The following is a 22936-nucleotide window of genomic DNA, read 5'->3' as shown; positions in this document are numbered from 1 at the left end:
GCCATTAATTCCTACCGTCGAACGCGACGGCACAGACACCACCTATTTTTAAGGAGCGCATTCATGGCTGTTGGTCTTGGTCCTTTGCCCACTTTGCACCCGGTTGCCGGTTTTGAACTCGGTATCGCTTCGGCCGGCATCAAACGCCCGGGGCGCAAGGACGTGGTGGTGATGCGCTGTGCCGAAGGCTCGACCGTCGCTGGTGTGTTCACCCTCAACGCCTTCTGCGCCGCGCCGGTGATCCTGGCCAAGCAGCGCGTGGCCGGCCCGATTCGTTACCTGTTGACCAACACCGGCAATGCCAACGCCGGCACCGGTGAACCTGGCCTGGTTGCCGCCGCCCGTACTTGCGCCAAGCTGGCGCAACTGACCGGCGTGGACGCCAGCCAGGTACTGCCGTACTCCACCGGCGTGATCGGCGAGCCGCTGCCCGTGGAAAAAATCGAAGCGGCCCTGCAAGCCGCGTTGGATGACCTGTCTGTGGATAACTGGGCGGCCGCCGCCACTGGGATCATGACCACCGACACGCTGCCCAAAGGTGCAAGCCGTCAGTTTGTGCACGAAGGCGTGACGGTCACCGTGACCGGCATCAGCAAAGGTGCGGGCATGATTCGCCCGAACATGGCCACCATGCTCGGCTACATTGCCACCGACGCCAAAGTTTCCCGCGATGTGCTGCAACGCCTGATCCTGGATGGCGCCAACAAGTCGTTCAACCGCATCACCATTGATGGCGATACCTCCACCAACGATTGCTGCATGCTGATCGCCACTGGCCAAGCCAACCTGCCGCAAATCACCGAAGCCAACGGGCCGCTGTTTACTGCATTGAAGCAGGCGGTGTTCGAAGTGTGCATGGACGTGGCCCAGGCCATCGTGCGTGACGGCGAAGGCGCAACCAAGTTCGTCACGGTTGAAGTCAACGGCGGCGGCAACCACCAGGAATGCCTGGATGTCGGTTATACCGTGGCCCATTCGCCACTGATCAAGACCGCACTGTTCGCCTCCGACCCGAACTGGGGGCGTATCCTCGCCGCCGTCGGTCGTGCCGGCGTGCCGGACCTGGATGTGAGCAAGATCGACGTGTTCCTCGGCGACGTATGCATCGCCAGCGGTGGCGCGCGCGCCGAGACCTACACCGAAGCCCAGGGCTCGGCGGTGATGCAGCAGGAAGAAATCACCATCCGCATCGAACTGGGGCGTGGTAACTGCAGCGAAACCATCTGGACCACCGACCTGTCCCACGAATACGTGAAGATCAATGCGGAATACCGCACCTGAAAACGAACGTTACCTCGTAGGCGCGAGCTTGCTCGCGAAGAACGTCAACGATAACGCGGACATTCTGGATGCACGCGGTGCCTGGGCGTTTTTCGCGAGTAGGCTCGCTCCTGCAAAGGGCAGCTCAAGGCTTGTAAGGGAGACAGTGGCGTGAAACGAGTGCATGTAGCAGCAGCGGTGATCCGCGGCGTCGATGGCAGGATCCTGCTGGCGCGCCGCGCCGATACCCAGCATCAGGGCGGTCTCTGGGAGTTTCCTGGCGGCAAGGTGGAGGCCGACGAGTCGGTCGCCACCGCGCTGTCCCGCGAGTTGCAGGAAGAGCTGGGTATCCAGGTCACCACGGCGCGGCCACTGATCAAGGTGCAGCATGACTACCCGGACAAGCAGGTGTTGCTGGATGTCTGGGAAGTCTCGGCCTTTACCGGCGAGCCCCATGGTGCTGAAGGGCAGCCGCTGGCGTGGGTGGCCCAACGGGATTTGCTCAACTATGAGTTTCCGGCAGCCAATGCGCCGATCGTTGCCGCCGCACGCCTGCCCGCCGAATACCTGATCACCCCGGGCGAGCTGGAAACCCCGACATTGTTGCGTGGTATCCAGAAAGCCATTGCCGGTGGCGTCAAACTGGTTCAGTTGCGTGCCCCCAACGGTTATGACCCCAAGTACCGTGACCTTGCGGTGGACGCAGTGGGGCTGTGCGCCGGTAAGGCGCAGTTGATGCTCAAGGGGCCGTTTGAATGGCTGGGGGATTTTCCGGCGGCCGGCTGGCACATGACCGCCGCGCAACTGCGCAAATACGCGAGCAAGGGCCGCCCGCTGCCCAAGGATCGTTGGCTGGCGGCTTCCTGCCACAACGCCGAAGAACTGGCGCTGGCGGAAATGATGGACGTGGATTTTGTCACGCTGTCGCCCGTGCAGCCGACCCAGACCCATCCTGATGCCCAACCGTTGGGCTGGGAACTGGCGGCAGAGTTGATCCGTGGGTTCAGCAAACCGGTGTTTCTGTTAGGCGGGGTTGGGCCTGCGCAGCGGGAGCAGGCGTGGGAAGCCGGCGCTCAAGGTGTCGCAGGGATTCGGGCGTTCTGGCCTGAGCTTTGATGGTGCTCTGAAGGGCCCTATCGGGGGCAAGCCCCCTCCCACATTCGACCGAGTTCCAACTTTGGAATGTGATCAACATGTGGGAGGGGGCACCCCGATGAGGCCCAATCAGTCACCGAATCATCATCAGTGCGGCTTCGCCGCCGCCTGCCACAACACTTCTGCAACACCCTGGCGCTTGGCAATCACCCGCGCCGCCACAAACAGCAAATCCGACAGCCGATTGATATACGCCAACCCCACCCCTTCCAACGGCTCGACAGCATTCAGATGCTGACAGCGCCGCTCGGCACTGCGCGCCAGGCTGCGGCATACATGGGCCTGGGCAATCAGCGCTGAACCACCAGGCAAGATAAAGTTTTCCAGCGGTCCGACTTCCTCGTTCCAGCGATCAATCGCTGCTTCCAGCCGATCAACTTCCGCCGCATTCAGTGCCTTGTACTCCGGCATCGCCAACTCGCCGCCCAGATCGAACAATCGATGCTGGCAAGGCGTAAGCACCTCGATCACGTCCTGTAAGCCTGGATGCTGCCCGCCGAGTGCTTCGAGATACGCCAGCAGCAGCCCCAACTGACTGTTCAGCGTATCGACTTCGCCAATGGCTTCCACCCGTGGGTGGTCCTTGGGCACGCGGCGACCGTCGCCGAGGCCGGTTTCACCCTGGTCGCCGGTACGGGTGTAAATCTTCGACAGGCGAAAGCCCATGGTCAGTGCTCCAGTTGGGTAAGTTCAGCGGGGGACAATTGGCTGCCCGCCAGGGGCAGGCGCAAGGTGAAGCAGGTACCTTGGCCCAGGGTGGAGTGCACCTCCATCTGGCCCTTATGGTTGTTGGTGATGATGAAGTACGACACCGACAGCCCAAGCCCGGTGCCCTGGCCGATCTCCTTGGTGGTGAAGAATGGCTCGAACGTGCGTTTGCGCACGTTTTCGCTCATGCCGATACCGTTGTCTTCCACCTGGATTTCGGCCCAGGGCGGATTAAGGCGAGTGCGCAGGATGATGCGTCCCGGCTCGCGATCGTCCCCGCGCAGGTGAATGGCTTGGGCGGCGTTTTTCAGCAGGTTGAGCAACACCTGCTCCAGCTCGTTGGCGGTGCCGGGCACCGGGCCCAGTTGCGGGTCGAATTGGCGGATGATCGCCTGGCCCTTGAAGTCGAAGCCGATGGCGAGGTCGAAGTCATTACCGGCAATTTCCACGGCCTGGTCGATCAGGGCCGGCAAGTCGCAAGGCGCCATTTGCCGATTGCTGCGGCGGCTGAAACTGAGCATATGGGTCACGATCTTCGCCGCCCGCGCGCCGGCTTGCTGGATGCCGTCGAGCAGCTGCGGCACTTCGCGGCTTTGCAGGTAACGGTTGACCGTGTCCAGGTCGATGCCAACCTGCTCGGCCTGTTCCAGGTTCTTGGGCAGGTCGGGCGACAAGCGGCGGCGGATGTTTTGCACGTTATGCAGGATCGCTCCCAACGGGTTGTTGATCTCATGGGCCATGCCGGCCGCGAGCCCGCCGACGGAAAGCATTTTTTCCGACTGCACCATCATTTCTTCCAGGGACAGGCGCTGGGTGATGTCATCGATACGGATCACCACGCCGCGCCCGGCACCGCCCGTCAGCGGGTAGAAGGTCAGGGCGTAATGCTTGGGCTCATCGTCCTTGATCCAGGTGACCCGCTCGATGCGTTCCACCGTGTGTTGCTCGACGGTAGCCTTGATTTGCGGCAGGTACGGCTTGAGGGGTTGGAAGGCGAGGTAGATCGGCTGATTCAAGGCTTCGTCGAGGCGCGTACCGGAAAGCGCGCTGGCTTCCTGGTTCCACTGGGTGACATAGAGCTGCTCATCCAGGGCGATCAGCGCCGACGGCATGGAGTCGATGATGCTGTTCAGGTAATTCTGGAAACCGGTGAGTTTTTTCTCGATCTTGCTGCGCACCTGGACTTCCAGTTCCAGCTTGCGGTTGGTGTGGCGCGTCTCCTCGGCCAGGCCCTGGGCCTGGGAATAGGCGGCCTGGGAGTCGTCCCGCGCGCGCTTGAGCTGCTGTGCGCGGGCTTCGATACGCGACAGCATGGTATTGAAGGCCTCGGCCAGGCTGCCGATTTCATCGCGGTTGCCGCGGCCGGCGCGCAGGGCGTAGTTCTCTTCGCGGGTGACCTGGCGGGACAGCTCTTCCAGCTCATGGATGGGGCGCGTGATCAAGCGTTTGATCTGCCGGGCGATGACTAGCCACAGCAGTACGCTGAAAATCAGGATACCCAGGCTGGCGGTCAACGTACCGGTGTAGAACGCCACCGGCAGCTCGCTGCTGGCCACCAGCAGCAAATGCCCGGATGGCTGGCCCGCGCGAGGCAGGGTGATCACCTGGTTGCTGCGGAATTCAGTGACCCGCCAGGCCTCGATATGCCGGTAGCTGTCCGGCAAGTGCAGGCGGTCGCCATGTTGCATCTGCGCCAGGCGGTTGCCTTCGCCGTCGTACAGTGCGGCGGCGCGCAGCGGCGAATAGCTGGTCAGTTCATTGAGCAGGGCGTCGGCCTTGGCTGGAGATTCCAGGGCTTCGGCGGCGAGTGCCGGGTTGGACACCAGCCGACCGATGGCCTGCAAGGCCTGGGGCGCCATGCTTTCCTGGGAAATCCAGTAGGCGGCGCTGATAAAGGTCAGGTTGGCCACCAGCAATACAGTGGTCAGCAGCACCAGTAGGGCGGCCAGCAGCTTTTGCCCCACCGGGAGATTTTCGAGACGCTGGCGCAGTGGCATCAGTTTTCCACAGGTAATAGACAAGTGGGCAGGGTAGCGCGTGCCTCAGTCGCTGGGCAATCCGCGTGCAATCAACTGCTCGACCAGGCGCATCTGCACCTGTTGCAAGTGCGGCAGGACCAATTGATGACGGTTGGCCGCCTGGCACGCATAGCCCAGCAGGTAGCTGATTTCGGTGCGCCGCGCGTTGGCCACGTCCTGATACATCGAGGAGTAATTGGCGGCCGTGGCCTGGATCACTCGCTCTACCTCACTGTGCAGATCTTGCGCGGCGGCAGGCTGGCCGCAGCATTCGAGCAGCTCGCTCAGTTCGGCGCACAGGGTCGCGACTTCACACTGATGTGCCTGCAGGCCGCCATTTCGGCATTGGTACAGCACCGTCAGCGGGTTGATCGCGCAATTGAGCGCGAGTTTGCGCCACAGGCGGGTGAGGATGTCCGTGCTCCATTCGTGGGGGATGCCCGCAGCCTGCAGGTCATCCAGCCATAGCGGTGGAGTGGGGTGCTGAGCGTCGCCCAGCCAGGTGTAGCCATGCCCGGCGAATACCACGCGCCAGTCGCCGTCGCGAAACGCGCCTTCGGTGCTGGAGGCGAAGATGCAACGCGCCTGGGGCAGTTGCGCCGCGACGGCGTCCTGGCTGCCCAGGCCGTTTTGCAAGAGGATCAGTTCGGCGTCCGGTACCAGTCGATGCTGCAACCGGGCGATGGCACCCTGGGCGTCGTAGGCTTTGCACGCCACCAGCAGACGATGAATCGGGCCGGGGCTGTCAGGTGTTTCGCCGATCACAGGGTAGGTGTGTGCTACGCCTTGCTCCACAAGGGTCAGCCCTGGCCCCGCCTGGTAGCTGGCCAGGCGCGCCTCATCGCGCAGGATCAGCCTCACGGGCACGCCGGCGCGCGTCAGGCGGGTGGCCCAGAGTGTGCCGAGGCTGCCGGCGCCGAGAATGTGCCAAGGGGTCGACATCAGTTTGTGCTCCGTAGGGGCGCCCACGGTGAATGGGGCGAAAGAACCGCTATAATGCCCCGGCATTTTAGCTCGGCGCGCTCCATCTTTACTGAGCCCGCCCTTTATATTGGAGAAATGACATGCCTTCGTTCGACGTGGTATCCGAACTGGACAAACACGAAGTCACCAACGCCGTCGAGAACGCCGTCAAGGAACTGGACCGCCGCTATGACTTGAAAGGCAAGGGCAGCTTCGAATTCAAGGAAAAGGAACTGACTGTCAACTTGACCGCTGAAGCCGATTTCCAGCTGGAAGCGATGATCGAGATCCTCAAGCTGGCCCTGGTCAAGCGCAAGATCGACGTGCAGTGCCTTGAAGTCAAGGACGCCTACGCCTCCGGCAAGCTGATGAAGCAGGAAGCCGTGCTCAAGGAAGGCATCGACAAGGAGCTGGCGAAGAAGATCGTCGCCCATATCAAGGATGCCAAGCTGAAAGTCCAGGCTGCCATCCAGGGTGAGCAGGTACGTGTCACCGGCAAGAAGCGTGACGACCTGCAAGAGGCAATCGCGGCCCTGCGCGCCAAGACATTCGACATGCCGCTGCAGTTCAATAACTTCCGCGACTGATGGCACTTCGGGGAACCTGCGGGCGTTTTCGACGTCCCACGCCCCAGAACCCACGCCTGCACTTGAGCCCTACGGGGCTCATTTGTGTTTCTAGGCCGTCAATAAGCCGCACATCCGCCACACAGGAGAAGCTACATGGATTTAAACGCTGAAATGGATCACTTGATCAAGACGTCGCAGTCGTGGATCCCGATGATCATGGAATACGGCAGCCGGGTGTTGCTGGCGGTGATCACCCTGGCCATTGGCTGGTGGCTGATCAACGTATTGACCCACCGCGTGGGTCGCCTGCTGGCCATGCGTAACGCGGACCTGGCGCTGCAGCACTTCATCACCAGCCTTGCGAACATTGCGCTGAAAGTCATGCTGATTGTCAGCGTGGCCTCGATGATCGGCGTGGCAACCACCTCGTTCGTCGCGGCTATCGGTGCGGCTACCCTGGCCATCGGCCTGGCATTGCAAGGCAGCCTGGCCAACTTCGCCGGCGGGGTGCTGATTCTGTTGTTCCGTCCGTTCCGTATCGGCGACTGGATCGAAGCCCAGGGCACCGCCGGTACCGTCGACAGCATCCAGATCTTCCACACCGTGCTGCGCACCGGCGACAACAAGACCGTGATCGTGCCGAACGGCATCCTGTCCAATGGCATTATCACCAACACCAACCGTCAGCCGACCCGCAAGGTGGTGTTCGATGTGGGGGTGGATTACGAGGCCGATCTGCAAAAAGCCCGCGAAGTGCTGCTGGAGCTGGCGAAAGATCCGCGCGTGCTGGCTGACCCTGCGCCTGTTGCCGTGGTGTCGACCCTGGGTGACAGCTCAATCACTGTTTCTCTGCGTTGCTGGACCAATACCCCGGATTATTGGGATGTAGTGTTCATGCTTAATGAACTGTCGCGTGACCGTTTAAAGGCAGCCGGGATTGATATTCCATTTCCGCAGCGAGTTATACGAGTCATGCAAGAGGCTGCGCCGAAGTAAGCGAAAGCGTCATGTTTAACTTGGCCGAAAGGTCAGGTTAAACGTGTCAGCTTAATCTCGTTAGTTAGCTTGCTAGTTATTTATTCGCTGAAGTAAAACTGCAATAAAAAAGCCGCCCCCCTGGCTAGCAGAGGGGCGGCTTTTTTTGTTTAAGGCCGAAGCCTTAAGTCATCGTTGTAATCAAACGCTTAATTACAAGATGTTCAGCGGGTATTGCGCGATCAGACGCAGTTCGTCGATCGACGCCGAACCGTAGTACACGCCGTCAGACGAACGATAGGTCGCTTGACGGACGCGCAGGCTCAGGTCTTTGGCTGGGCCGCTCTGGATCACGTATTTGGCTTCGATGTCGCGTTCCCACTCTTTACCGTTCGATGTGGTGCCAGTGTTGGCGCCGCTGCCGTTGACGTAACGAGTCATGAAGCTCAGGCCTGGCACGCCGAAGGTGGCCATGTTCAGGTCGTAGCGAGCTTGCCAGGATTTCTCGTCTTCAGCGTTGAAGTCGGAACGGGCGATGGAGTTGGCCAGGAAAATCGTGCCGCCGCCGTCTACGCCGTAACCGTAGTCGCCGTCACCGCTAACTTTCTGGTAGGCGAGGGTAAAGGTGTGAGCGCCGAGGGTATAGGCGCCCTGCAAGCTGTAGGCACGGTTATCCAGCTTGGTGGTGCCGTCTTTTTCTGCGCGTTGCAGGCCGGCGCCGTCGCTTTTGGTGCTGTAGATGTTGAAGTCGACAGCCAGGGACTGATCATCGCTAAGCGCGTGGGTCCAGTTCACGTTGGCGTAGAGTTTCTTCCAGTAGTCTTCCACTTTCGAGTAGTAGAGGCTGGTAGTGAACTCTGGGGTCCAGGAGTACACGCCGCCTACGAAGTTGGCGTCGCGCAGGCCAGTACCGGTACCCGGCTCGGAGCTAGCGATACTGTCCTTGTAGGTGTGGTCCTGGGCAACGATCGAGGTGAAGTGACCGGCTTCCAGTTTCAGGCCCTTGATCTCGTTGCTGGTGAGCGAGATACCTTGTGGCAGTTCTGGCAGGAGGCGGCTGTCATCGGATGCGAATACCGGGGCGGTGGTGTACTGGTCGCCGATTTTCAAGACCGTATCGGAAATACGGAACTTGATGGCTGCGCCACCCTTGGAGTAATCATCCTGCGCACGACCGTCGGAGCCGTTAGGGAACAGGCCGGTACCGGCACGGCCCTTGCCGCTGTCGAGTTTGATGCCCAGCAAACCAATGGCATCGACACCGACACCGATGGTGCCTTGTGTGTAGCCCGAGCTGAACAGACCGTGGAAGCCGAGGCCGGTTTCTTCGCGACGGCTTTGAGTGCCTGGCGCGTTGTTACGGAAGTCACGGCTGAAGTACAGGGTACGAGTCAGGATACTGGCTGTGCTGTCCTCGATAAAGCCTTTGGAATCGTCCTGGGCGGACGCCATTGCGAACTGCGAGGTGCCTGCTGAAACAGCCAGGGCGATCATGCTCCACTTCATCACGCGCATCGTGATTTGCTCCTTTGGTTTTAGGAAGAGTAACGCCGTCCCACCTGTATTTTTATCTGGGCGGCTCTTTCTTTTTTGTGTCGGCGTAAAGTTATATCACGCAGACCGTATTGACGATACTTGTCCAACTATCCTTTCAGCTTCTTTACGAGGCTGTCGTAAATTGCTAGCTCCATGTCGCAAATTCACAGTCCGAATGTAACTGGACTGACAACTTCAATGCTGTTTTCAAACCCTTCAGTAGTTTGGAGTCTTCCTTGATTCGCATTGAAACGCTGTTGTTCTTTTCGCGAAACACCTGCTTCCGAACGGGTGTCGTTGCCGACGATATGGGTGTGAATGCAACAAGCGCGCCCAAATCGGTAACTGAATGTCATTTTTTCGTGAAAATCGTTACTGCCCTGTAAAAACCGCATAAGCACGGGCTTTTTACGCCCTTTGGTTTGGTCTTGACGGCCGCGCATGACATCAGTGCGGTGGTACAAAAAACCTGTGCCTGCGCAAAACGTTACCGGTTCACCCCGATGAGTGGGTACTTGGCGGATCTCTTTGAGGCACAAGTGGGTCATTTTGGTGCGTTCCGGTGAGGCCCGTTCTAGCGTAGCTCATATATTCGCTTGCTTCGAAAAGGTGCAGGTTTTTTTGTCGGACCGTGCCGACGCTTCCTGCATTCGCCGTGAAGCCGCGAACAATCAACGGTATGCTGGGTACCTGAACTTGACCTGCCGAACGGAGTGCCCGCGGTGTTCGCCTTAGACCAACGCTTGCAACAAGACACACTGGCCCTCGGGGATTTCCCGCTGTGCCGCCTGCTGCTGTCCAATGACTCGAACTACCCATGGTTCATTCTGGTACCGCGTATCAACGGTATCAGCGAAGTGTTTCAGCTGGATGTCGCAGATCAACGAATCCTATGGGAAGAAACCACGGCCCTGGCGCAGTTGCTCAACGAAGGCTTGATGGCCGACAAGATGAATATTGGTGCGCTGGGCAACGTCGTCAGCCAGTTGCACGTGCATGTGATCGTACGCAGGCGCGATGACGCGGCATGGCCGGCTCCGGTTTGGGGCAAGCATCCGGCGCAGCCGTACACTGAACAACAGGTAGCGGCTATTCGCGCGCGCATGCGTGAGTTGTTGCCTGCCGACTTTATTTTTGCGCAGGACTGAACCATGGATCTGCAAGACCGTGTGACGGACCTGGAAAGCCGCTTGGCCTTCCAGGACGACACCATCGAGACGCTCAACGATATCCTGGTGACCCAGCAGCGCGCGGTTGAACGCCTGCAGCTTCAGATGGCGGCGCTGCTCAAGCGCCAGGAAGAAATGGGCGGCCAGTTCGAAACCTCCGAAGAGGAGGCTCCACCGCCTCACTATTAATTGGCCCACCCTTGATAGTCGCGCATAAAAAACCGCGATCCAGCCTAGCTGGATCGCGGTTTTTTGTGCAGCGCGGGCTGGAATCAGCGACGTGGCAGGGCAGCGATCACGTCTTCGGCTTGCAGGCCTTTGTCGCGATTCATGACGGAGAATTCCACACGCTGGCCTTCGACCAGAACGCGATGGCCTTCGCCACGGATGGCCCGGAAGTGGACGAAGATATCGTCGCCCGAATCGCGGGAAATAAAGCCGAAGCCTTTGGACGTGTTGAACCACTTGACGGTCCCGGTATCCCGATTGGTCATGTCGTAGTTTTGCGACGCGGCCGCAGGGGACGAACGGTAGAAGCTGATGGCCAGGTGAAGAACGATGGCGACCAGCGCAATGACCAGGCTGAGCAGGATGGCCGGGTGGCCGCCGACTTCAGGCATGGGTGCCAGGAGGGTGAGGGTTTGGACCACAACAGTCAGCACCAACAGCGCACTGACGAGGTTTTGCAGTTGATGACGCATGCCTTTGTTCCAGTACGGAATCACGGGCGCCAGCGTCAGGTTAAGAAGGCCGAACAAGGCCAGGTACAGAGCGTCATGTTGTTGCAGGTAGGGCAGGCTTTCAGGCTGCAGGCTCGGGATAAAGGACAGCAGCAAAGCTGCAACGCCCGTTAGCAGGTGGACGATTTTCAACATTTTGATTAACTCACGTTAAGACGGATCACAAGGAAGAGCTGACTGGCACGGTTCGCTTCTGAACAATGGGAGGCGTTGAGCACGTGCACGGGTATCAGCCTATGCGCTGGCCGAAGAAAATAACGGCAGCGACACGCTGCCTATTTAACAGCAAAGGCTGTGCCTACTCAAATCAAGCATTTCCAGGCATTGCAAGGGGTGTGGCATTTCTGCGTCAAACGCTTGTCCTAGACGTTTGCAGGCTTTTTTATCGCTATCAGACAAATCGCCTGTCGGGCGCAAAGCCTTGCTTGTCACAGGCCGGTGCGCCCGCGCGGGGCGAATTGCCGCACGTCGCCTGGTGCTGCCGGGCTGCACAAGGTGGGGACTCTTGCTAGAGTGGTCCTGCACCTGATCAATGAATGCTTGTCAATTGAAGGGGATAAACATGGCAATCGATATCGGTATCAGTGAAGAAGATCGTAAATCCATCGTCGATGGGCTTTCGCGACTGCTTTCCGATACCTATGTACTGTACCTGAAGACCCACAATTTCCATTGGAACGTCACGGGCCCCATGTTCCGCACGCTGCACCTGATGTTCGAGGAGCAGTACAACGAGCTGGCGCTGGCGGTGGACTCCATTGCCGAACGTATTCGTGCCCTGGGCTTTCCGGCGCCGGGTGCCTATTCGATCTATGCCCGTCTTTCTTCGATCAAGGAAGAAGAAGGCGTACCGAGCGCAGAAGAGATGATCAAGCAATTGGTTGCGGGCCAGGAAGCGGTCACGCGGACCGCGCGTGGCATTTTCCCGCTGCTCGACAAGGTCAGTGACGAGCCAACGGCCGACTTGTTGACCCAACGCATGCAGGTTCACGAGAAAACCGCGTGGATGCTGCGTTCCCTGCTCGAAAACCAGTAACCATCGACCTCGAGTGGCGTCGCCCCGGCGCCGCTCGCGGGTTTCCCCGCGCTTCCTGGCGTTCTCCTACGATGATCGACTCTCCGTCTTCTGGCTGCCCCTGTCTTCCTGCTGTTTTATAGGCCTATCGCCCAATGGGAGAAACCCATGGGCTGTTGTTTGGCAACGGAGTGTCAGGTGTATGTCACGTGGAGCGGTGAGTGGAGTGATGGAAACGGGTGGTTTTCAGAAGATAAAGGTCGATCCCTTCTCCAGGGGGTTCGATATGGGATTGGCCAGGCCGTTGTCCCGATCGGTCAGGCTCAACGGTTTTTCCACCTGTCTGCGGCTCGAGCAGATCTATTGGAATATCCTCACGGAGATTGCCAGGCTCAATGCCTGTTCGGTCAGTGCATTGCTGTCTTACGTCGATCGGGAAGTGCATTTGCGGTATGGAGGCGTGAAGAACTTCAGTGGACTGGTCAGGGTCGTGTGCGTGGTTCACCTGTTAAAAGGCTGCAGCGCACCGTTGAGTCCTGAGTAATCTTGCGGTTCCGTGGCCAGGCCTGCCCCAGGGCGGGCCTGGCTTCGGGCAGAAAGCCGGCTGCGCTGCCTCGATTTACCAGATATAATCCCGCGCTTTGCTGCGAATGCCGGGGCTTGATCCGTTGGGCAGGCGTAGCGCGTAACGATCTGATCGCCGAGACATCTCCATGCCCATGTACGACTATCAATGTGCTTCCTGTGGTCATCAGTTGGAAGCCATTCAAAAGATCAGCGCAGCGCCGTTGGTCGATTGCCCGGCCTGCCAGGCGCCTGAACTCAAGAAGATGTTGTCCATGCCGGGCTTCCGCCTGAGTGGCAGCGGCTGGTACGAGACCGATTTCAAGACCGGCTCGAAGAAGAATCTGGCCGGCGGCGACAAAGCAGACTGAGTTGAACTCTACGCGCGGGCTCCTGCATTATCCGTCCCCTGCTTAACTGTGCGGTGACGAGGCAGGCCTCCACCGAATTTCGAATTACGAGAAGTGAAACCACTACCATGATGCGCAGCCACTATTGCGGCCAACTGAACGAGACCCTGGATGGTCAGGAAATCACCCTTTGCGGATGGGTTCACCGTCGCCGCGACCACGGCGGGGTGATCTTCCTCGATATCCGTGATCGTGATGGTCTGGCCCAGGTGGTGTTCGACCCGGATCGCGCCGAGAGCTTCGCCGCCGCCGACCGCGTGCGCAGCGAATACGTCGTGAAGATCACCGGCAAGGTACGCCTGCGTCCGGCCGGGGCTGTGAACCCGAACATGGCGTCCGGCGCAATCGAAGTGCTGGGCTACGAGCTGGAAGTGCTGAACGAATCGGAAACCCCGCCGTTCCCGCTTAACGAATACTCCGACGTCGGCGAAGAAACCCGCCTGCGCTACCGCTTCCTGGACCTGCGTCGTCCGGAAATGGCCGAGAAGCTGCGCCTGCGTTCGCGCATGACCACCAGCATCCGTCGCTTCCTGGACGAGAACGGCTTTCTCGACGTCGAAACGCCGATCCTCACCCGGGCTACCCCGGAAGGCGCGCGTGACTACCTGGTGCCAAGCCGCACCCACGCCGGCAGCTTCTTCGCCCTGCCGCAATCGCCGCAGTTGTTCAAGCAACTGCTGATGGTGGCCGGCTTTGACCGTTACTACCAGATCGCCAAGTGCTTCCGTGACGAAGACCTGCGCGCCGATCGCCAACCTGAATTCACCCAGATCGACATCGAGACCAGCTTCCTCGATGAAAAAGAGATCATGGGTATCACCGAACAAATGATCCGCAACCTGTTCAAGGAAGTGCTGGACCTGGAATTCGGCGAATTCCCGCACATGACGTTCGAAGAAGCCATGCGCCGCTACGGTTCCGACAAGCCAGACCTGCGTAACCCTCTGGAACTGGTGGACGTGGCCGACCAGCTTAAAGATGTTGATTTCAAGGTGTTCAGCGGCCCGGCCAACGACCCGAAATGCCGCATCGCCGCCCTGCGTGTGCCTGGTGGCGCGAGCATGCCGCGCAAGCAGATCGACGACTACACCAAGTTTGTCGGCATCTACGGTGCCAAGGGCCTGGCGTACATCAAGGTCAACGAGCGCGCCAAAGGTGTTGAAGGCCTGCAGTCGCCTATCGTGAAGAACATCCCGGAAGCCAACCTCAATGTGATCCTGGATCGCGTTGGTGCGGTCGACGGCGACATCGTGTTCTTCGGCGCCGACAAGGCCAAGATCGTCAGTGAAGCCCTTGGCGCGCTGCGGATCAAGCTGGGCCACGACCTCGACCTGCTGACCTGCAAGTGGGCACCGATGTGGGTCGTCGACTTCCCGATGTTCGAAGAGAACGACGATGGCAGCTTCAGCGCCTTGCACCACCCGTTCACTGCGCCGAAGTGCTCCCCTGAAGAGCTGGAAGCCAACCCGGCAGGCGCTCTGTCCCGTGCCTACGACATGGTGCTGAACGGCACCGAGCTGGGTGGCGGTTCGATCCGTATCCATCGCAAAGAGATGCAGCAAGCGGTATTCCGCCTGCTGGGCATCAACGAAGCGGAACAGGAAGAGAAGTTCGGCTTCCTGCTCGACGCCCTGAAATACGGCGCGCCGCCGCACGGTGGCCTGGCCTTCGGCCTGGATCGCCTGGTGATGCTGATGACTGGCGCCCAGTCGATCCGTGAAGTGATCGCGTTCCCGAAAACCCAGAGCGCTGCGGACGTCATGACCCAGGCGCCGGGTGTGGTGGATGCCAAGGCACTGCGCGAGTTGCACATTCGCCTGCGCGAGACGCCGAAGGCTGAGTAAGGCTGCTGCGTGAAAGCGCGATAAGGTTTTACGCGGTCAAAAAGGCGCATCTTCGGATGCGCCTTTGCGTTACAAGGGTTGCATCCCGCCTGGGGCGGGGTTGATAAGGTTTCTAGAGAATTTCGGAGTTGTGTTATGGCTGGCCATTCCAAGTGGGCGAACATCAAGCACCGCAAAGAGCGTCAGGATGCCAAGAAAGGCAAGATCTTCACCAAGTGGATTCGCGAACTGACGGTCGCTGCCCGCCAGGGCGGTGGTGACCCAGGCTCCAACCCGCGTCTGCGCCTGGCGCTGGATAAAGCCCTCGGCGCCAACATGAGCCGCGACATCATCGACCGCGCCGTGGCCCGTGGTGCCGGGGCGGCCGATACCGACGACATGGTCGAGCTTACCTACGAAGGCTACGGCCCGGGTGGCGTGGCGGTGATGGTCGAGTGCATGACCGATAACCGCAACCGTACCGCGGCGGCGGTGCGCCATGCGTTCAGCAAGTGCGGGGGTAACCTCGGCACAGACGGTTCGGTAGCCTACCTGTTCGAGCGCAAGGGGCAGATCTCCTTCGCACCGGGTGTGGATGAAGATGCGCTGATGGAAGCGGCAATGGAGGCGGATGCCGACGACGTGGTGACCAATGAAGACGGCTCCATTGACGTGTTCACCTCGTTCGCCGGGTTCTACGCCGTGCGTAACGCGCTGGAAGCGGCCGGTTTCAAAGGTACCGACGCGGAAATCGTGATGCTGCCAACCACCAGCGCCGAGCTGGACCTGGACGGCGCGCAGAAAGTACTGAAGATGCTGGATATGCTCGAAGACCTGGATGACGTGCAGAACGTGTATTCGAATGCCGACATCCCTGAATCTGTAGCCGAACAGCTAGGCTGAAGGGCGATGTAGTTTTAAATGTGGGAGGGGGCTTGCCCCCGATAGCGGTGGTTCAGTCGATTGAGAGATAACTGACACACTGCCATCGGGGGCAAGTCCCCTCCCACATTGGGCCTCCCTGTATCAAAAATTGTGTTTACCCGACCTGCAGGCCTTATGACTTTAATCCTAGGTATCGACCCCGGTTCGCGCATTACCGGCTTTGGCGTGGTGCAACACACCCCGCGTGGCTGCGTCTATGTCGCCTCGGGCTGTATTCGTACCGGCGCGGGCGAGTTGGCTGAGCGCTTGCAGATCGTCTATCGCGGCGTGCGTGAAGTGATCCAGACCTACGGGCCAGTGACCATGGGCATCGAAAAGGTGTTCATGGCCAAGAATGCCGACTCGGCCCTCAAGCTCGGCCAGGCCCGTGGCGCTGCCATCGTGGCCGGTGCCGAGGAAGGCATGGAAATCGCCGAATACACCGCGACCCAGGTCAAGCAAGCAGTGGTTGGCACGGGGGCGGCGAATAAAGAGCAGGTGCAGATGATGGTGATGCACATGCTCAAGCTCACCTCAAAACCGCAGATCGATGCCTCCGACGCCCTGGCCATTGCCATTTGCCATGCGCACACGCGCTCCAGCCTGCTACCGCACGGCTTGGGGACGGCACGCAGTCGTGGCGGGCGCCTGCGTCTCTGATAGCATCAGCGCAATCGTTATTTCCGGTCAGGCCTCGATCTGACCCCACGCTTTAAGGATCTGAACCGTGATTGGACGCTTGCGCGGCACCCTGGCTGAGAAACAGCCGCCGCACCTGATTCTGGATGTCAACGGGTTGGGGTATGAGCTGGAAGTGCCCATGACTACCCTGTATCGCCTACCGTCGGTCGGTGAACCCATAACGCTGCACACCCACCTGGTGGTGCGCGAAGACGCGCAACTACTCTATGGTTTCATCGGCAAGCGCGACCGCGACTTCTTCCGCGAGCTGATTCGCCTCAATGGCGTGGGGCCGAAGTTGGCCCTGGCGTTGATGTCGAGCCTGGAAGTGGACGAACTGGTGCGTGCCGTTTCGGCCCAGGACACCTCGGCGTTGACCAAGGTGCCGGGCGTGGGCAAGAAAACCGCCGAGCGCCTGCTGGTGGAGCTCAAGGACCGCTTCAAGGCCTGGGAAGTGGTGCCGAGCATGTTCGCCCTGGTGCCGAACCAGCCGGATATGCCGGCAGGCCAGGTGGCCAGCGCTGAAAGCGATGCCGTCAGCGCGCTGATCTCCCTGGGCTACAAGCCGCAGGAGGCGAGCAAGGCGGTGTCGGCCATCAAGGACAAGAACCTGAGCAGCGAAGACATGATCCGCCGAGCCCTGAAGGGAATGATTTAAGTGATTGAAGCTGATCGTCTGATCGCGGCCACGGGCCCCCGTGACCGCGAAGAAATCCAGGACCGTGCCATCCGGCCCCTGAGCCTGGCCGACTACATCGGCCAGCCTACCGTGCGCGAGCAGATGGAGTTGTTCATCCAGGCCGCGCGCGGGCGCAGCGAGTCCCTGGATCACACCCTGATCTTTGGCCCGCCGGGGCTGGGTAAAACCACCCTGGCCAACATCATTGCCCAGGAAATGGGCGTGTCGATCAAGTCGACTTCCGGCCCGGTGCTGGAGCGTCCTGGCGACCTGGCGGCGCTGCTGACCAATCTTGAACCCCATGACGTGTTGTTTATCGACGAAATCCATCGGTTGTCGCCGATCGTCGAGGAAGTGCTGTACCCCGCCATGGAAGACTTCCAGCTCGACATCATGATCGGCGAAGGCCCCGCGGCCCGATCGATCAAGCTCGACCTGCCGCCGTTCACCCTGGTGGGGGCGACCACGCGTGCGGGCATGCTGACCAACCCGCTGCGAGACCGTTTCGGTATCGTTCAACGTCTGGAGTTCTATAGCACCGCAGACCTGGCGACCATCGTCAGCCGTTCGGCCGGCATTCTCGGCCTGCCCCTGGACCCGGAAGGCGCGTTTGAAATCGCCCGTCGGGCCCGGGGCACGCCACGTATTGCCAACCGCCTGCTGCGCCGCGTGCGTGATTTTGCCGAGGTGCGGGCCAAGGGGCATATCACCAAGCCGGTGGCCGACCTGGCCTTGAACCTGCTGGATGTGGACGAGCATGGCTTCGATCACCAGGATCGACGTCTACTCTTGACCATGATCGAGAAGTTCGACGGTGGCCCGGTGGGGGTAGACAGCCTGGCCGCGGCCATCAGTGAAGAGCGCCATACCATTGAAGATGTGCTGGAACCGTACCTGATCCAGCAGGGCTACATCATGCGCACGCCAAGGGGGCGGGTGGTCACGCGCCATGCCTATTTGCACTTCGGGTTAAACATTCCGTCACGATTGGGTGAGATGCCCGTGGTAGACGAATTCCTGGATGCAGTGGACGATTAAAAAGACCACGTGGATCGATTTATTCAAGGTTTGTGCTGTCCTAGTGGCTGGTGTCGTCATTCAGTCACTGGAAATATTCTCGAACGCAAAAAGCGAGAATGAAAAAACAGTTGCTAAGCCGGATTGGCAACCTGAGGAGTAAGCACTAGAGTATGCGCGCGCAAAACGGGGATCAGTCGTTCGCACATCGCTGTCGCGTTTATTACGAGGACACCGATGCCGGCGGTATCGTGTATTACGTCAATTACCTCAAGTTCATGGAGCGGGCTCGAACCGAGCGGCTACGGGAGCTGGGCTTTGCCCAATCCCAGCTGGCAGGGGAGGACCTGTTATTCGTCGTGCATTCCAGCGAGGCTCGCTATCACGCGCCGGCGCGACTGGACGACGAACTGCTGGTCAGCGCTGAAGTAATCGAATTGAACCGTGCCAGCCTGCGATTCAAGCAGCAGGTCAGGCGGGCTACGGATGCAACGCTGCTCTGCGAGGGGCAGTTCCTGGTGGCGTGTGTACGCACCAACAGTTTGAAACCTCGGGCCATTCCCGAAACTCTACGTGCGGCCTTTGCCGCCGTGAGCGGCGCGGGTAAACAATCAAAGCAGGAGATTTAGCGTGGAACCTACCGTCGTCGACCATTCCTCCATGTGGAGCCTGGTCAGTAATGCCAGTGTCGTGGTTCAACTGGTGATGCTGATCCTGGTAGCCGCATCGGTTACCTCTTGGGTCATGATTTTTCAGCGCAGCAACCTGCTGCGTGCCGGTCGACGTGCCCTGGAGAGCTTCGAAGAGCGCTTCTGGTCGGGTATCGACCTGTCCAAGCTCTACCGCCAGGCCGGCAGCAACCCAGATCCGGATTCGGGCGTCGAGCAGATCTTCCGCGCCGGCTTCAAGGAATTCTCCCGTCTGCGCCAGCAGCCAGGCGTTGACCCGGAAGCGGTCATGGAAGGCGTGGCCCGTGCCATGCGCGTGGCCATCTCCCGCGAAGAAGAGAAGCTGGAGCAGAGCCTGCCGTTTCTCGCCACCGTCGGTTCCGTCAGCCCGTACATCGGCCTGTTCGGTACCGTGTGGGGGATCATGAACTCGTTCCGTGGCCTGGCCCAGGCCCAGCAAGCGACCCTGGCCACCGTGGCCCCGGGTATCGCCGAAGCCCTGGTCGCCACCGCGATCGGCCTGTTCGCCGCTATCCCCGCAGTAATTGCCTACAACCGTTTTGCCGCGCGCGGCGAGACCTTGATCAGCCGTTACTACACCTTCGCCGATGAATTCCAGGCGATCCTGCACCGTAAAGTGCACACCAGCGAAGAATAAGCAGGTACTCCCCGATGGCTTTAATCACTCGAGCTCGAACCAAGCGCAAGCCGGTCGCCGAGATGAACGTAGTGCCTTACATCGACGTGATGCTGGTGCTGCTGGTGATCTTCATGGTGACCGCGCCGATGCTCAACCAGGGTGTGAAAGTTGATCTGCCCAAGGTTTCCAGCGAAGCCTTGCCCCAGGACAACAACACCCAGGTGCTGACCATTTCGATCAAGGCTGACAAGACCTACTACTGGAACCTTGGCAGCGAAGTCGATACCCAGAAGCAGCAGGACAAGGCCCTGACCTTGCCGGCGATGACCGACGCAGTGACCAAGATCATTCGCTCCGGCAACGAAGGCGGCAAGCACACCCAAGTCTTCATCCGCGGTGACAAATCGGTCGACTACGGCTCCGTCATGGGCGCCATGGGCGGGCTGCAGAAGGCCGGCGTCGGCAACGTTGGCTTGATTACCGAGGCGCCCTGATGCACCAACAGCGAGAGCCGTCCGCCTCGGAAAGCTACTTCTGGCCTAGCGTCTGGGCAATTGCCCTGCATGTCCTGGTGTTTGGCATGTTGTTCGTCAGCTTTGCCATGACCCCGGACCTGCCGCCAGCCAAGCCGATCGTGCAGGCGACCCTGTATCAGCTGAAATCGAAAAGTCAGGCCACTACCCAGACCAATCAGAAGATTGCGGGTGAGGCCCAGAAGTCGGCTGCGCGCCAGACTGAAGTCGAGCAGATGGAACAGAAGAAGGTCGAGCAGGAAGCGGTGAAGGCTGCTGCGGAACAAAAGAAAGAAGAGGCGGCTCAAAAGGCCGAGGAATCGAAAAAGGCTGACGAAGCGAAGAAGGCCGACGAGGCGAAAAAGGCTGATGAAGCCAAGAAAGCCGAGAAAGCTGCCGAAGCTAAAAAAGCTGAAGAGAAACAATTGGCTGATATAGCCAAGAAAAAATCTGAAGAAGAAGCCAAAAAAGCAGCCGAAGAAGAGGCCAAGAAAAAGGCCGCTGAAGACGCCAAGAAAAAGATTGTCGAGGACGCGAAGAAGAAAGCCGCCGAAGACGCCAAGAAAAAAGCTGAAGCAGACGAGGCGAAGAAGAAAATCGCCGACGACGCGAAGAAGAAAGCTGCCGCCGACGCCAGCAAGAAAAAGGCCCAGGAAGCAGCGCGTAAATCCGCCGAAGACAAAAAGGCCCAGGCCTTGGCAGATTTGCTTTCCGACACGCCTCAGCGTCAGCAAGCATTGGCCGATGAACGTGGTGATGAAGTCGCGGGCAGTTTCGACGACCTGATTCGGGCACGAGCAGCAGAAGGCTGGACACGTCCACCTTCGGCACGCAAAGGCATGACAGTAGTGCTGCAGATCGGCATGTTGCCGGACGGTACGGTGACTTCGGTCAGCGTGGCCAAGTCCAGTGGTGACGGTTCGTTCGACAGTTCGGCGGTTGCCGCGGTCAAGAACATTGGCCGGTTGACCGAGATGCAGGGAATGAAACCAAGCGACTTCGCTCCCTATCGTTCATTCAAGATGACATTCACACCTGAGGATCTAGCCTTGTGAGAAACCTTCTTCGAGGAATGCTTGTCGTTATTTGCTGTATGGCAGGGATAGCGGCGGCGGATGAAAAGAACATCCTGGTCACCAGCGGTAGCGATCGGGCCACCCCGATCGCGGTTGTGCCGTTCGGCTGGCAGGGCGGCAGCGTGCTGCCGGATGACATGGCCCAGATCGTCAGCGACGACCTGCGCAACTCCGGTTACTACGCGCCGATTCCGAAAGGCAACATGATCAGCCAGCCTACCCAGGCCAGCGAAGTCATCTTCCGTGACTGGAAGGCCGTGGGTGCCCAGTACCTGATGGTCGGCAACATCCAGCCTGCCGGCGGTCGCCTGCAGATCCAGTACACATTGTTCAACGTGGCCACCGAGCAGCAGGTATTGACCGGCAGCGTGTCGGGCACCGCCGAACAACTGCGGGACATGGCCCACTACATCTCGGACCAGTCGTTTGAAAAGCTCACCGGTATCAAGGGTGCTTTCTCGACGCGCATGCTCTATGTCACTGCTGAACGTTTCTCTGTAGACAACACCCGCTACACGTTGCAGCGTTCGGACTACGACGGTGCGCGCGCCGTGACCTTGCTGCAGTCCCGGGAGCCGATCCTGTCGCCGCGCTTTGCGCCGGACGGCAAGCGTATTGCCTATGTGTCTTTCGAACAGAAGCGTCCGCGTATCTTCGTCCAGCACATCGATACTGGCCGTCGTGAGCAGATCACCAACTTCGAAGGCCTCAACGGTGCACCTGCCTGGTCGCCGGATGGTTCGCGCCTGGCATTCGTACTGTCCAAGGACGGTAACCCGGATATCTACGTGATGAACATGGCTTCGCGCCAGATCACTCGCGTCACCAGCGGCCCAGGTATCAACACCGAACCGTTCTGGGGTAAAGATGGCTCGACCATCTATTTCACCTCCGACCGCGGTGGCAAGCCACAAATCTACAAATCGAGCATTGGCGGTGGGGGCGCGGAACGCGTGACCTTTATCGGTAACTACAACGCCAATCCGAAGCTTTCGGCTGATGAAAAGACGTTGGTGATGATTCACCGTCAGGATGGTTTCACTAATTTCCGGGTTGCGGCCCAGGATTTGCAGCGCGGAACCGTAAAAATCCTTACAGATACCAACCTTGATGAGTCAGCCACTGTTGCGCCCAACGGCACCATGGTAATCTACGCCACCCGCCAGCAGGGCCGGGGAGTCTTGATGCTCGTGTCCATTAATGGACGCGTAAGGCTCCCGCTTCCTACCGCACAAGGCGAAGTCAGAGAACCATCCTGGTCCCCTTACCTGAACTGACGCGGCGCTACAAAAAGATTTGCTTAACACACTGGGGTTCATTAGGAGTTTCACGATGGAAATGCTGAAGTTTGGTAAGTTTGCTGCTCTGGCTCTGGCTCTGTCCGTAGCCGTTGGTTGCTCGTCTAAAGGCGGCGACAATGCCGGTGAAGGCGCAGCTGTTGATCCAAACGCTGGTTACGGTGCTAACACTGGTGCAGTTGACGGCTCCCTGAGCGAAGAAGCTGCTCTGCGCGCAATCACTACTTTCTACTTCGAATACGACAGTTCGGACCTGAAACCAGAAGCCATGCGCGCTCTGGACGTTCACGCGAAAGACCTGAAAGCTAACGGCGCTCGCGTTGTTCTGGAAGGTAACACTGACGAACGTGGTACTCGTGAGTACAACATGGCTCTGGGCGAGCGTCGTGCGAAAGCCGTTCAGCGCTACCTGGTACTGCAAGGTGTTGCTCCAGGCCAACTGGAACTGGTTTCCTACGGTAAAGAGCGTCCAGTTGCTACTGGCCACGACGAGCAGTCCTGGGCTCAAAACCGTCGCGTCGAACTGCGTAAGTAAT

General features: G+C 59.5%; 26 protein-coding genes. 20 read left to right on the top strand and 6 right to left on the bottom strand.

The window, feature by feature from the left end; genetic code table 11:
- Window positions 1-63 precede the first annotated feature (63 nt).
- Both argJ and ACODSV_RS09140 read left to right on the top strand, forming a co-directional pair.
- Window positions 64-1281 carry a bifunctional glutamate N-acetyltransferase/amino-acid acetyltransferase ArgJ gene (argJ, locus tag ACODSV_RS09145; protein WP_024077160.1) on the top strand — a complete coding sequence of 406 codons (1218 nt, stop codon included), beginning with the start codon at window positions 64-66 and terminating at the stop codon, window positions 1279-1281.
- 150 nt (window positions 1282-1431) lie between these two features.
- Entirely contained in the window at window positions 1432-2376 is a 945-nt protein-coding gene (locus tag ACODSV_RS09140; RefSeq protein ID WP_024077159.1) for a Nudix family hydrolase, read from the top strand.
- Between the two features lie 126 nt (window positions 2377-2502).
- Here the strand turns inward: ACODSV_RS09140 and ACODSV_RS09135 are convergent, their stop codons facing one another.
- The 3 genes from ACODSV_RS09135 to ACODSV_RS09125 are packed head-to-tail and all read right to left on the bottom strand — an operon-like array spanning window position 2503 to window position 6083.
- Window positions 2503-3081 (bottom strand): cob(I)yrinic acid a,c-diamide adenosyltransferase, encoded by a 579-nt coding sequence (locus ACODSV_RS09135; RefSeq protein WP_024077158.1) that lies wholly within the window; start codon window positions 3079-3081, stop codon window positions 2503-2505.
- A 2-nt stretch (window positions 3082-3083) separates the two neighbouring features.
- Window positions 3084-5120 carry a sensor histidine kinase gene (locus ACODSV_RS09130; protein ID WP_489046479.1) on the bottom strand — a complete coding sequence of 679 codons (2037 nt, stop codon included), beginning with the start codon at window positions 5118-5120 and terminating at the stop codon, window positions 3084-3086.
- A 45-nt stretch (window positions 5121-5165) separates the two neighbouring features.
- On the bottom strand, window positions 5166-6083 hold the full coding sequence (locus tag ACODSV_RS09125; RefSeq protein ID WP_069077451.1) for a putative 2-dehydropantoate 2-reductase: 918 nt from the start codon (window positions 6081-6083) through the stop codon (window positions 5166-5168).
- Between the two features lie 122 nt (window positions 6084-6205).
- On the opposite strand from ACODSV_RS09125, the gene ACODSV_RS09120 reads away from it, so the two are divergent.
- Together ACODSV_RS09120 and ACODSV_RS09115 are read left to right on the top strand one after the other, a co-directional pair.
- Window positions 6206-6691, top strand: a complete 486-nt coding sequence (locus tag ACODSV_RS09120; RefSeq protein WP_003193880.1) for a YajQ family cyclic di-GMP-binding protein — start codon at window positions 6206-6208, stop codon at window positions 6689-6691.
- A gap of 135 nt (window positions 6692-6826) precedes the next feature.
- Window positions 6827-7669: a mechanosensitive ion channel family protein gene (locus ACODSV_RS09115; protein ID WP_024077155.1), complete on the top strand. Its 843-nt coding sequence runs from the start codon at window positions 6827-6829 to the stop codon at window positions 7667-7669.
- A gap of 192 nt (window positions 7670-7861) precedes the next feature.
- Here ACODSV_RS09115 and ACODSV_RS09110 read toward each other — a convergent pair whose 3' ends face one another.
- Window positions 7862-9163 (bottom strand): OprD family porin, encoded by a 1302-nt coding sequence (locus tag ACODSV_RS09110; protein ID WP_069076927.1) that lies wholly within the window; start codon window positions 9161-9163, stop codon window positions 7862-7864.
- A gap of 185 nt (window positions 9164-9348) precedes the next feature.
- Window positions 9349-9732 (bottom strand): hypothetical protein, encoded by a 384-nt coding sequence (locus ACODSV_RS09105; RefSeq protein WP_150055268.1) that lies wholly within the window; start codon window positions 9730-9732, stop codon window positions 9349-9351.
- Window positions 9733-9906: 174 nt separating this feature from the next.
- Here ACODSV_RS09105 and ACODSV_RS09100 point away from each other — a divergent pair, with 174 nt between their 5' ends.
- Both ACODSV_RS09100 and ACODSV_RS09095 read left to right on the top strand, forming a co-directional pair.
- Entirely contained in the window at window positions 9907-10332 is a 426-nt protein-coding gene (locus ACODSV_RS09100) for an HIT domain-containing protein (protein ID WP_041161288.1), read from the top strand.
- A 3-nt stretch (window positions 10333-10335) separates the two neighbouring features.
- Window positions 10336-10542 (top strand): SlyX family protein, encoded by a 207-nt coding sequence (locus tag ACODSV_RS09095; protein ID WP_024077152.1) that lies wholly within the window; start codon window positions 10336-10338, stop codon window positions 10540-10542.
- Between the two features lie 83 nt (window positions 10543-10625).
- On the opposite strand, the gene ACODSV_RS09090 is transcribed toward ACODSV_RS09095, so the two are convergent.
- Window positions 10626-11228, bottom strand: coding sequence for a cold-shock protein (locus ACODSV_RS09090; RefSeq protein ID WP_024077151.1), 603 nt, complete (start codon window positions 11226-11228; stop codon window positions 10626-10628).
- A gap of 427 nt (window positions 11229-11655) precedes the next feature.
- Between ACODSV_RS09090 and ACODSV_RS09085 the strand changes: the two genes are divergently transcribed.
- The 14 genes from ACODSV_RS09085 (at window position 11656) to pal (ending at window position 22935) form a co-directional block, all read left to right on the top strand.
- The gene (locus ACODSV_RS09085) at window positions 11656-12129 is read left to right on the top strand and encodes a Dps family protein (protein WP_003193874.1); all 474 of its coding nucleotides are present in this window, start codon (window positions 11656-11658) and stop codon (window positions 12127-12129) included.
- A gap of 181 nt (window positions 12130-12310) precedes the next feature.
- On the top strand, window positions 12311-12652 hold the full coding sequence (locus ACODSV_RS09080; protein ID WP_041161008.1) for a ribbon-helix-helix domain-containing protein: 342 nt from the start codon (window positions 12311-12313) through the stop codon (window positions 12650-12652).
- A gap of 169 nt (window positions 12653-12821) precedes the next feature.
- Window positions 12822-13043, top strand: a complete 222-nt coding sequence (locus ACODSV_RS09075) for an FmdB family zinc ribbon protein (protein ID WP_010208103.1) — start codon at window positions 12822-12824, stop codon at window positions 13041-13043.
- 107 nt (window positions 13044-13150) lie between these two features.
- Window positions 13151-14926, top strand: coding sequence for an aspartate--tRNA ligase (aspS, locus tag ACODSV_RS09070; RefSeq protein ID WP_024077149.1), 1776 nt, complete (start codon window positions 13151-13153; stop codon window positions 14924-14926).
- A 135-nt stretch (window positions 14927-15061) separates the two neighbouring features.
- A complete protein-coding gene (locus tag ACODSV_RS09065; protein WP_024077148.1) occupies window positions 15062-15808 on the top strand; it encodes a YebC/PmpR family DNA-binding transcriptional regulator in 747 nt (248 codons plus the stop codon).
- Window positions 15809-15964: 156 nt separating this feature from the next.
- Window positions 15965-16489 (top strand): crossover junction endodeoxyribonuclease RuvC, encoded by a 525-nt coding sequence (gene ruvC, locus ACODSV_RS09060; RefSeq protein WP_024077147.1) that lies wholly within the window; start codon window positions 15965-15967, stop codon window positions 16487-16489.
- A 67-nt stretch (window positions 16490-16556) separates the two neighbouring features.
- Entirely contained in the window at window positions 16557-17168 is a 612-nt protein-coding gene (ruvA, locus tag ACODSV_RS09055) for a Holliday junction branch migration protein RuvA (protein WP_003175802.1), read from the top strand.
- Window positions 17169-18227: a Holliday junction branch migration DNA helicase RuvB gene (gene ruvB, locus ACODSV_RS09050; protein ID WP_024077146.1), complete on the top strand. Its 1059-nt coding sequence runs from the start codon at window positions 17169-17171 to the stop codon at window positions 18225-18227. It abuts the gene before it with no gap.
- A gap of 152 nt (window positions 18228-18379) precedes the next feature.
- Entirely contained in the window at window positions 18380-18835 is a 456-nt protein-coding gene (ybgC, locus tag ACODSV_RS09045) for a tol-pal system-associated acyl-CoA thioesterase (protein WP_032890914.1), read from the top strand.
- Window position 18836: 1 nt separating this feature from the next.
- Window positions 18837-19532: a protein TolQ gene (gene tolQ / locus ACODSV_RS09040; RefSeq protein ID WP_024077143.1), complete on the top strand. Its 696-nt coding sequence runs from the start codon at window positions 18837-18839 to the stop codon at window positions 19530-19532.
- A gap of 23 nt (window positions 19533-19555) precedes the next feature.
- Entirely contained in the window at window positions 19556-20008 is a 453-nt protein-coding gene (gene tolR, locus ACODSV_RS09035; RefSeq protein WP_160384999.1) for a protein TolR, read from the top strand.
- Window positions 20008-21081 carry a cell envelope integrity protein TolA gene (tolA, locus tag ACODSV_RS09030; protein ID WP_024077142.1) on the top strand — a complete coding sequence of 358 codons (1074 nt, stop codon included), beginning with the start codon at window positions 20008-20010 and terminating at the stop codon, window positions 21079-21081. The genes tolR and tolA overlap by 1 nt, the downstream gene beginning before the upstream one ends.
- Window positions 21082-21098: 17 nt before the next feature.
- Window positions 21099-22379, top strand: a complete 1281-nt coding sequence (tolB, locus tag ACODSV_RS09025) for a Tol-Pal system beta propeller repeat protein TolB (protein ID WP_041161007.1) — start codon at window positions 21099-21101, stop codon at window positions 22377-22379.
- A gap of 55 nt (window positions 22380-22434) precedes the next feature.
- Window positions 22435-22935 carry a peptidoglycan-associated lipoprotein Pal gene (pal, locus tag ACODSV_RS09020; protein ID WP_003209827.1) on the top strand — a complete coding sequence of 167 codons (501 nt, stop codon included), beginning with the start codon at window positions 22435-22437 and terminating at the stop codon, window positions 22933-22935.
- Window position 22936 lies beyond the last annotated feature (1 nt).

This window comes from Pseudomonas sp. FG86, assembly GCF_057808775.1.
This window is presented reverse-complemented; position numbering and strand designations above follow the sequence as displayed.

Excerpts from the sequence above, each read along its gene's own strand:
- pal (WP_003209827.1), top strand. The coding sequence starts at position 22,435 with ATGGAAATGCTGAAGTTTGGTAAGTTTGCTGCTCTGGCTCTGGCTCTG.
- ACODSV_RS09080 (WP_041161008.1), top strand. The coding sequence starts at position 12,311 with ATGTCACGTGGAGCGGTGAGTGGAGTGATGGAAACGGGTGGTTTTCAG.
- argJ (WP_024077160.1), top strand. The coding sequence starts at position 64 with ATGGCTGTTGGTCTTGGTCCTTTGCCCACTTTGCACCCGGTTGCCGGT.
- ACODSV_RS09110 (WP_069076927.1), bottom strand. The coding sequence starts at position 9,163 with ATGCGCGTGATGAAGTGGAGCATGATCGCCCTGGCTGTTTCAGCAGGC.
- tolB (WP_041161007.1), top strand. The coding sequence starts at position 21,099 with ATGCTTGTCGTTATTTGCTGTATGGCAGGGATAGCGGCGGCGGATGAA.
- ACODSV_RS09115 (WP_024077155.1), top strand. The coding sequence starts at position 6,827 with ATGGATTTAAACGCTGAAATGGATCACTTGATCAAGACGTCGCAGTCG.
- ruvC (WP_024077147.1), top strand. The coding sequence starts at position 15,965 with ATGACTTTAATCCTAGGTATCGACCCCGGTTCGCGCATTACCGGCTTT.
- ACODSV_RS09130 (WP_489046479.1), bottom strand. The coding sequence starts at position 5,120 with ATGCCACTGCGCCAGCGTCTCGAAAATCTCCCGGTGGGGCAAAAGCTG.
- ACODSV_RS09065 (WP_024077148.1), top strand. The coding sequence starts at position 15,062 with ATGGCTGGCCATTCCAAGTGGGCGAACATCAAGCACCGCAAAGAGCGT.
- ACODSV_RS09105 (WP_150055268.1), bottom strand. The coding sequence starts at position 9,732 with ATGACCCACTTGTGCCTCAAAGAGATCCGCCAAGTACCCACTCATCGG.
- aspS (WP_024077149.1), top strand. The coding sequence starts at position 13,151 with ATGATGCGCAGCCACTATTGCGGCCAACTGAACGAGACCCTGGATGGT.
- ACODSV_RS09075 (WP_010208103.1), top strand. The coding sequence starts at position 12,822 with ATGCCCATGTACGACTATCAATGTGCTTCCTGTGGTCATCAGTTGGAA.
- ACODSV_RS09135 (WP_024077158.1), bottom strand. The coding sequence starts at position 3,081 with ATGGGCTTTCGCCTGTCGAAGATTTACACCCGTACCGGCGACCAGGGT.
- ACODSV_RS09120 (WP_003193880.1), top strand. The coding sequence starts at position 6,206 with ATGCCTTCGTTCGACGTGGTATCCGAACTGGACAAACACGAAGTCACC.
- ACODSV_RS09125 (WP_069077451.1), bottom strand. The coding sequence starts at position 6,083 with ATGTCGACCCCTTGGCACATTCTCGGCGCCGGCAGCCTCGGCACACTC.
- ybgC (WP_032890914.1), top strand. The coding sequence starts at position 18,380 with ATGCGCGCGCAAAACGGGGATCAGTCGTTCGCACATCGCTGTCGCGTT.
- ACODSV_RS09095 (WP_024077152.1), top strand. The coding sequence starts at position 10,336 with ATGGATCTGCAAGACCGTGTGACGGACCTGGAAAGCCGCTTGGCCTTC.
- tolA (WP_024077142.1), top strand. The coding sequence starts at position 20,008 with ATGCACCAACAGCGAGAGCCGTCCGCCTCGGAAAGCTACTTCTGGCCT.
- ACODSV_RS09090 (WP_024077151.1), bottom strand. The coding sequence starts at position 11,228 with ATGTTGAAAATCGTCCACCTGCTAACGGGCGTTGCAGCTTTGCTGCTG.
- ACODSV_RS09085 (WP_003193874.1), top strand. The coding sequence starts at position 11,656 with ATGGCAATCGATATCGGTATCAGTGAAGAAGATCGTAAATCCATCGTC.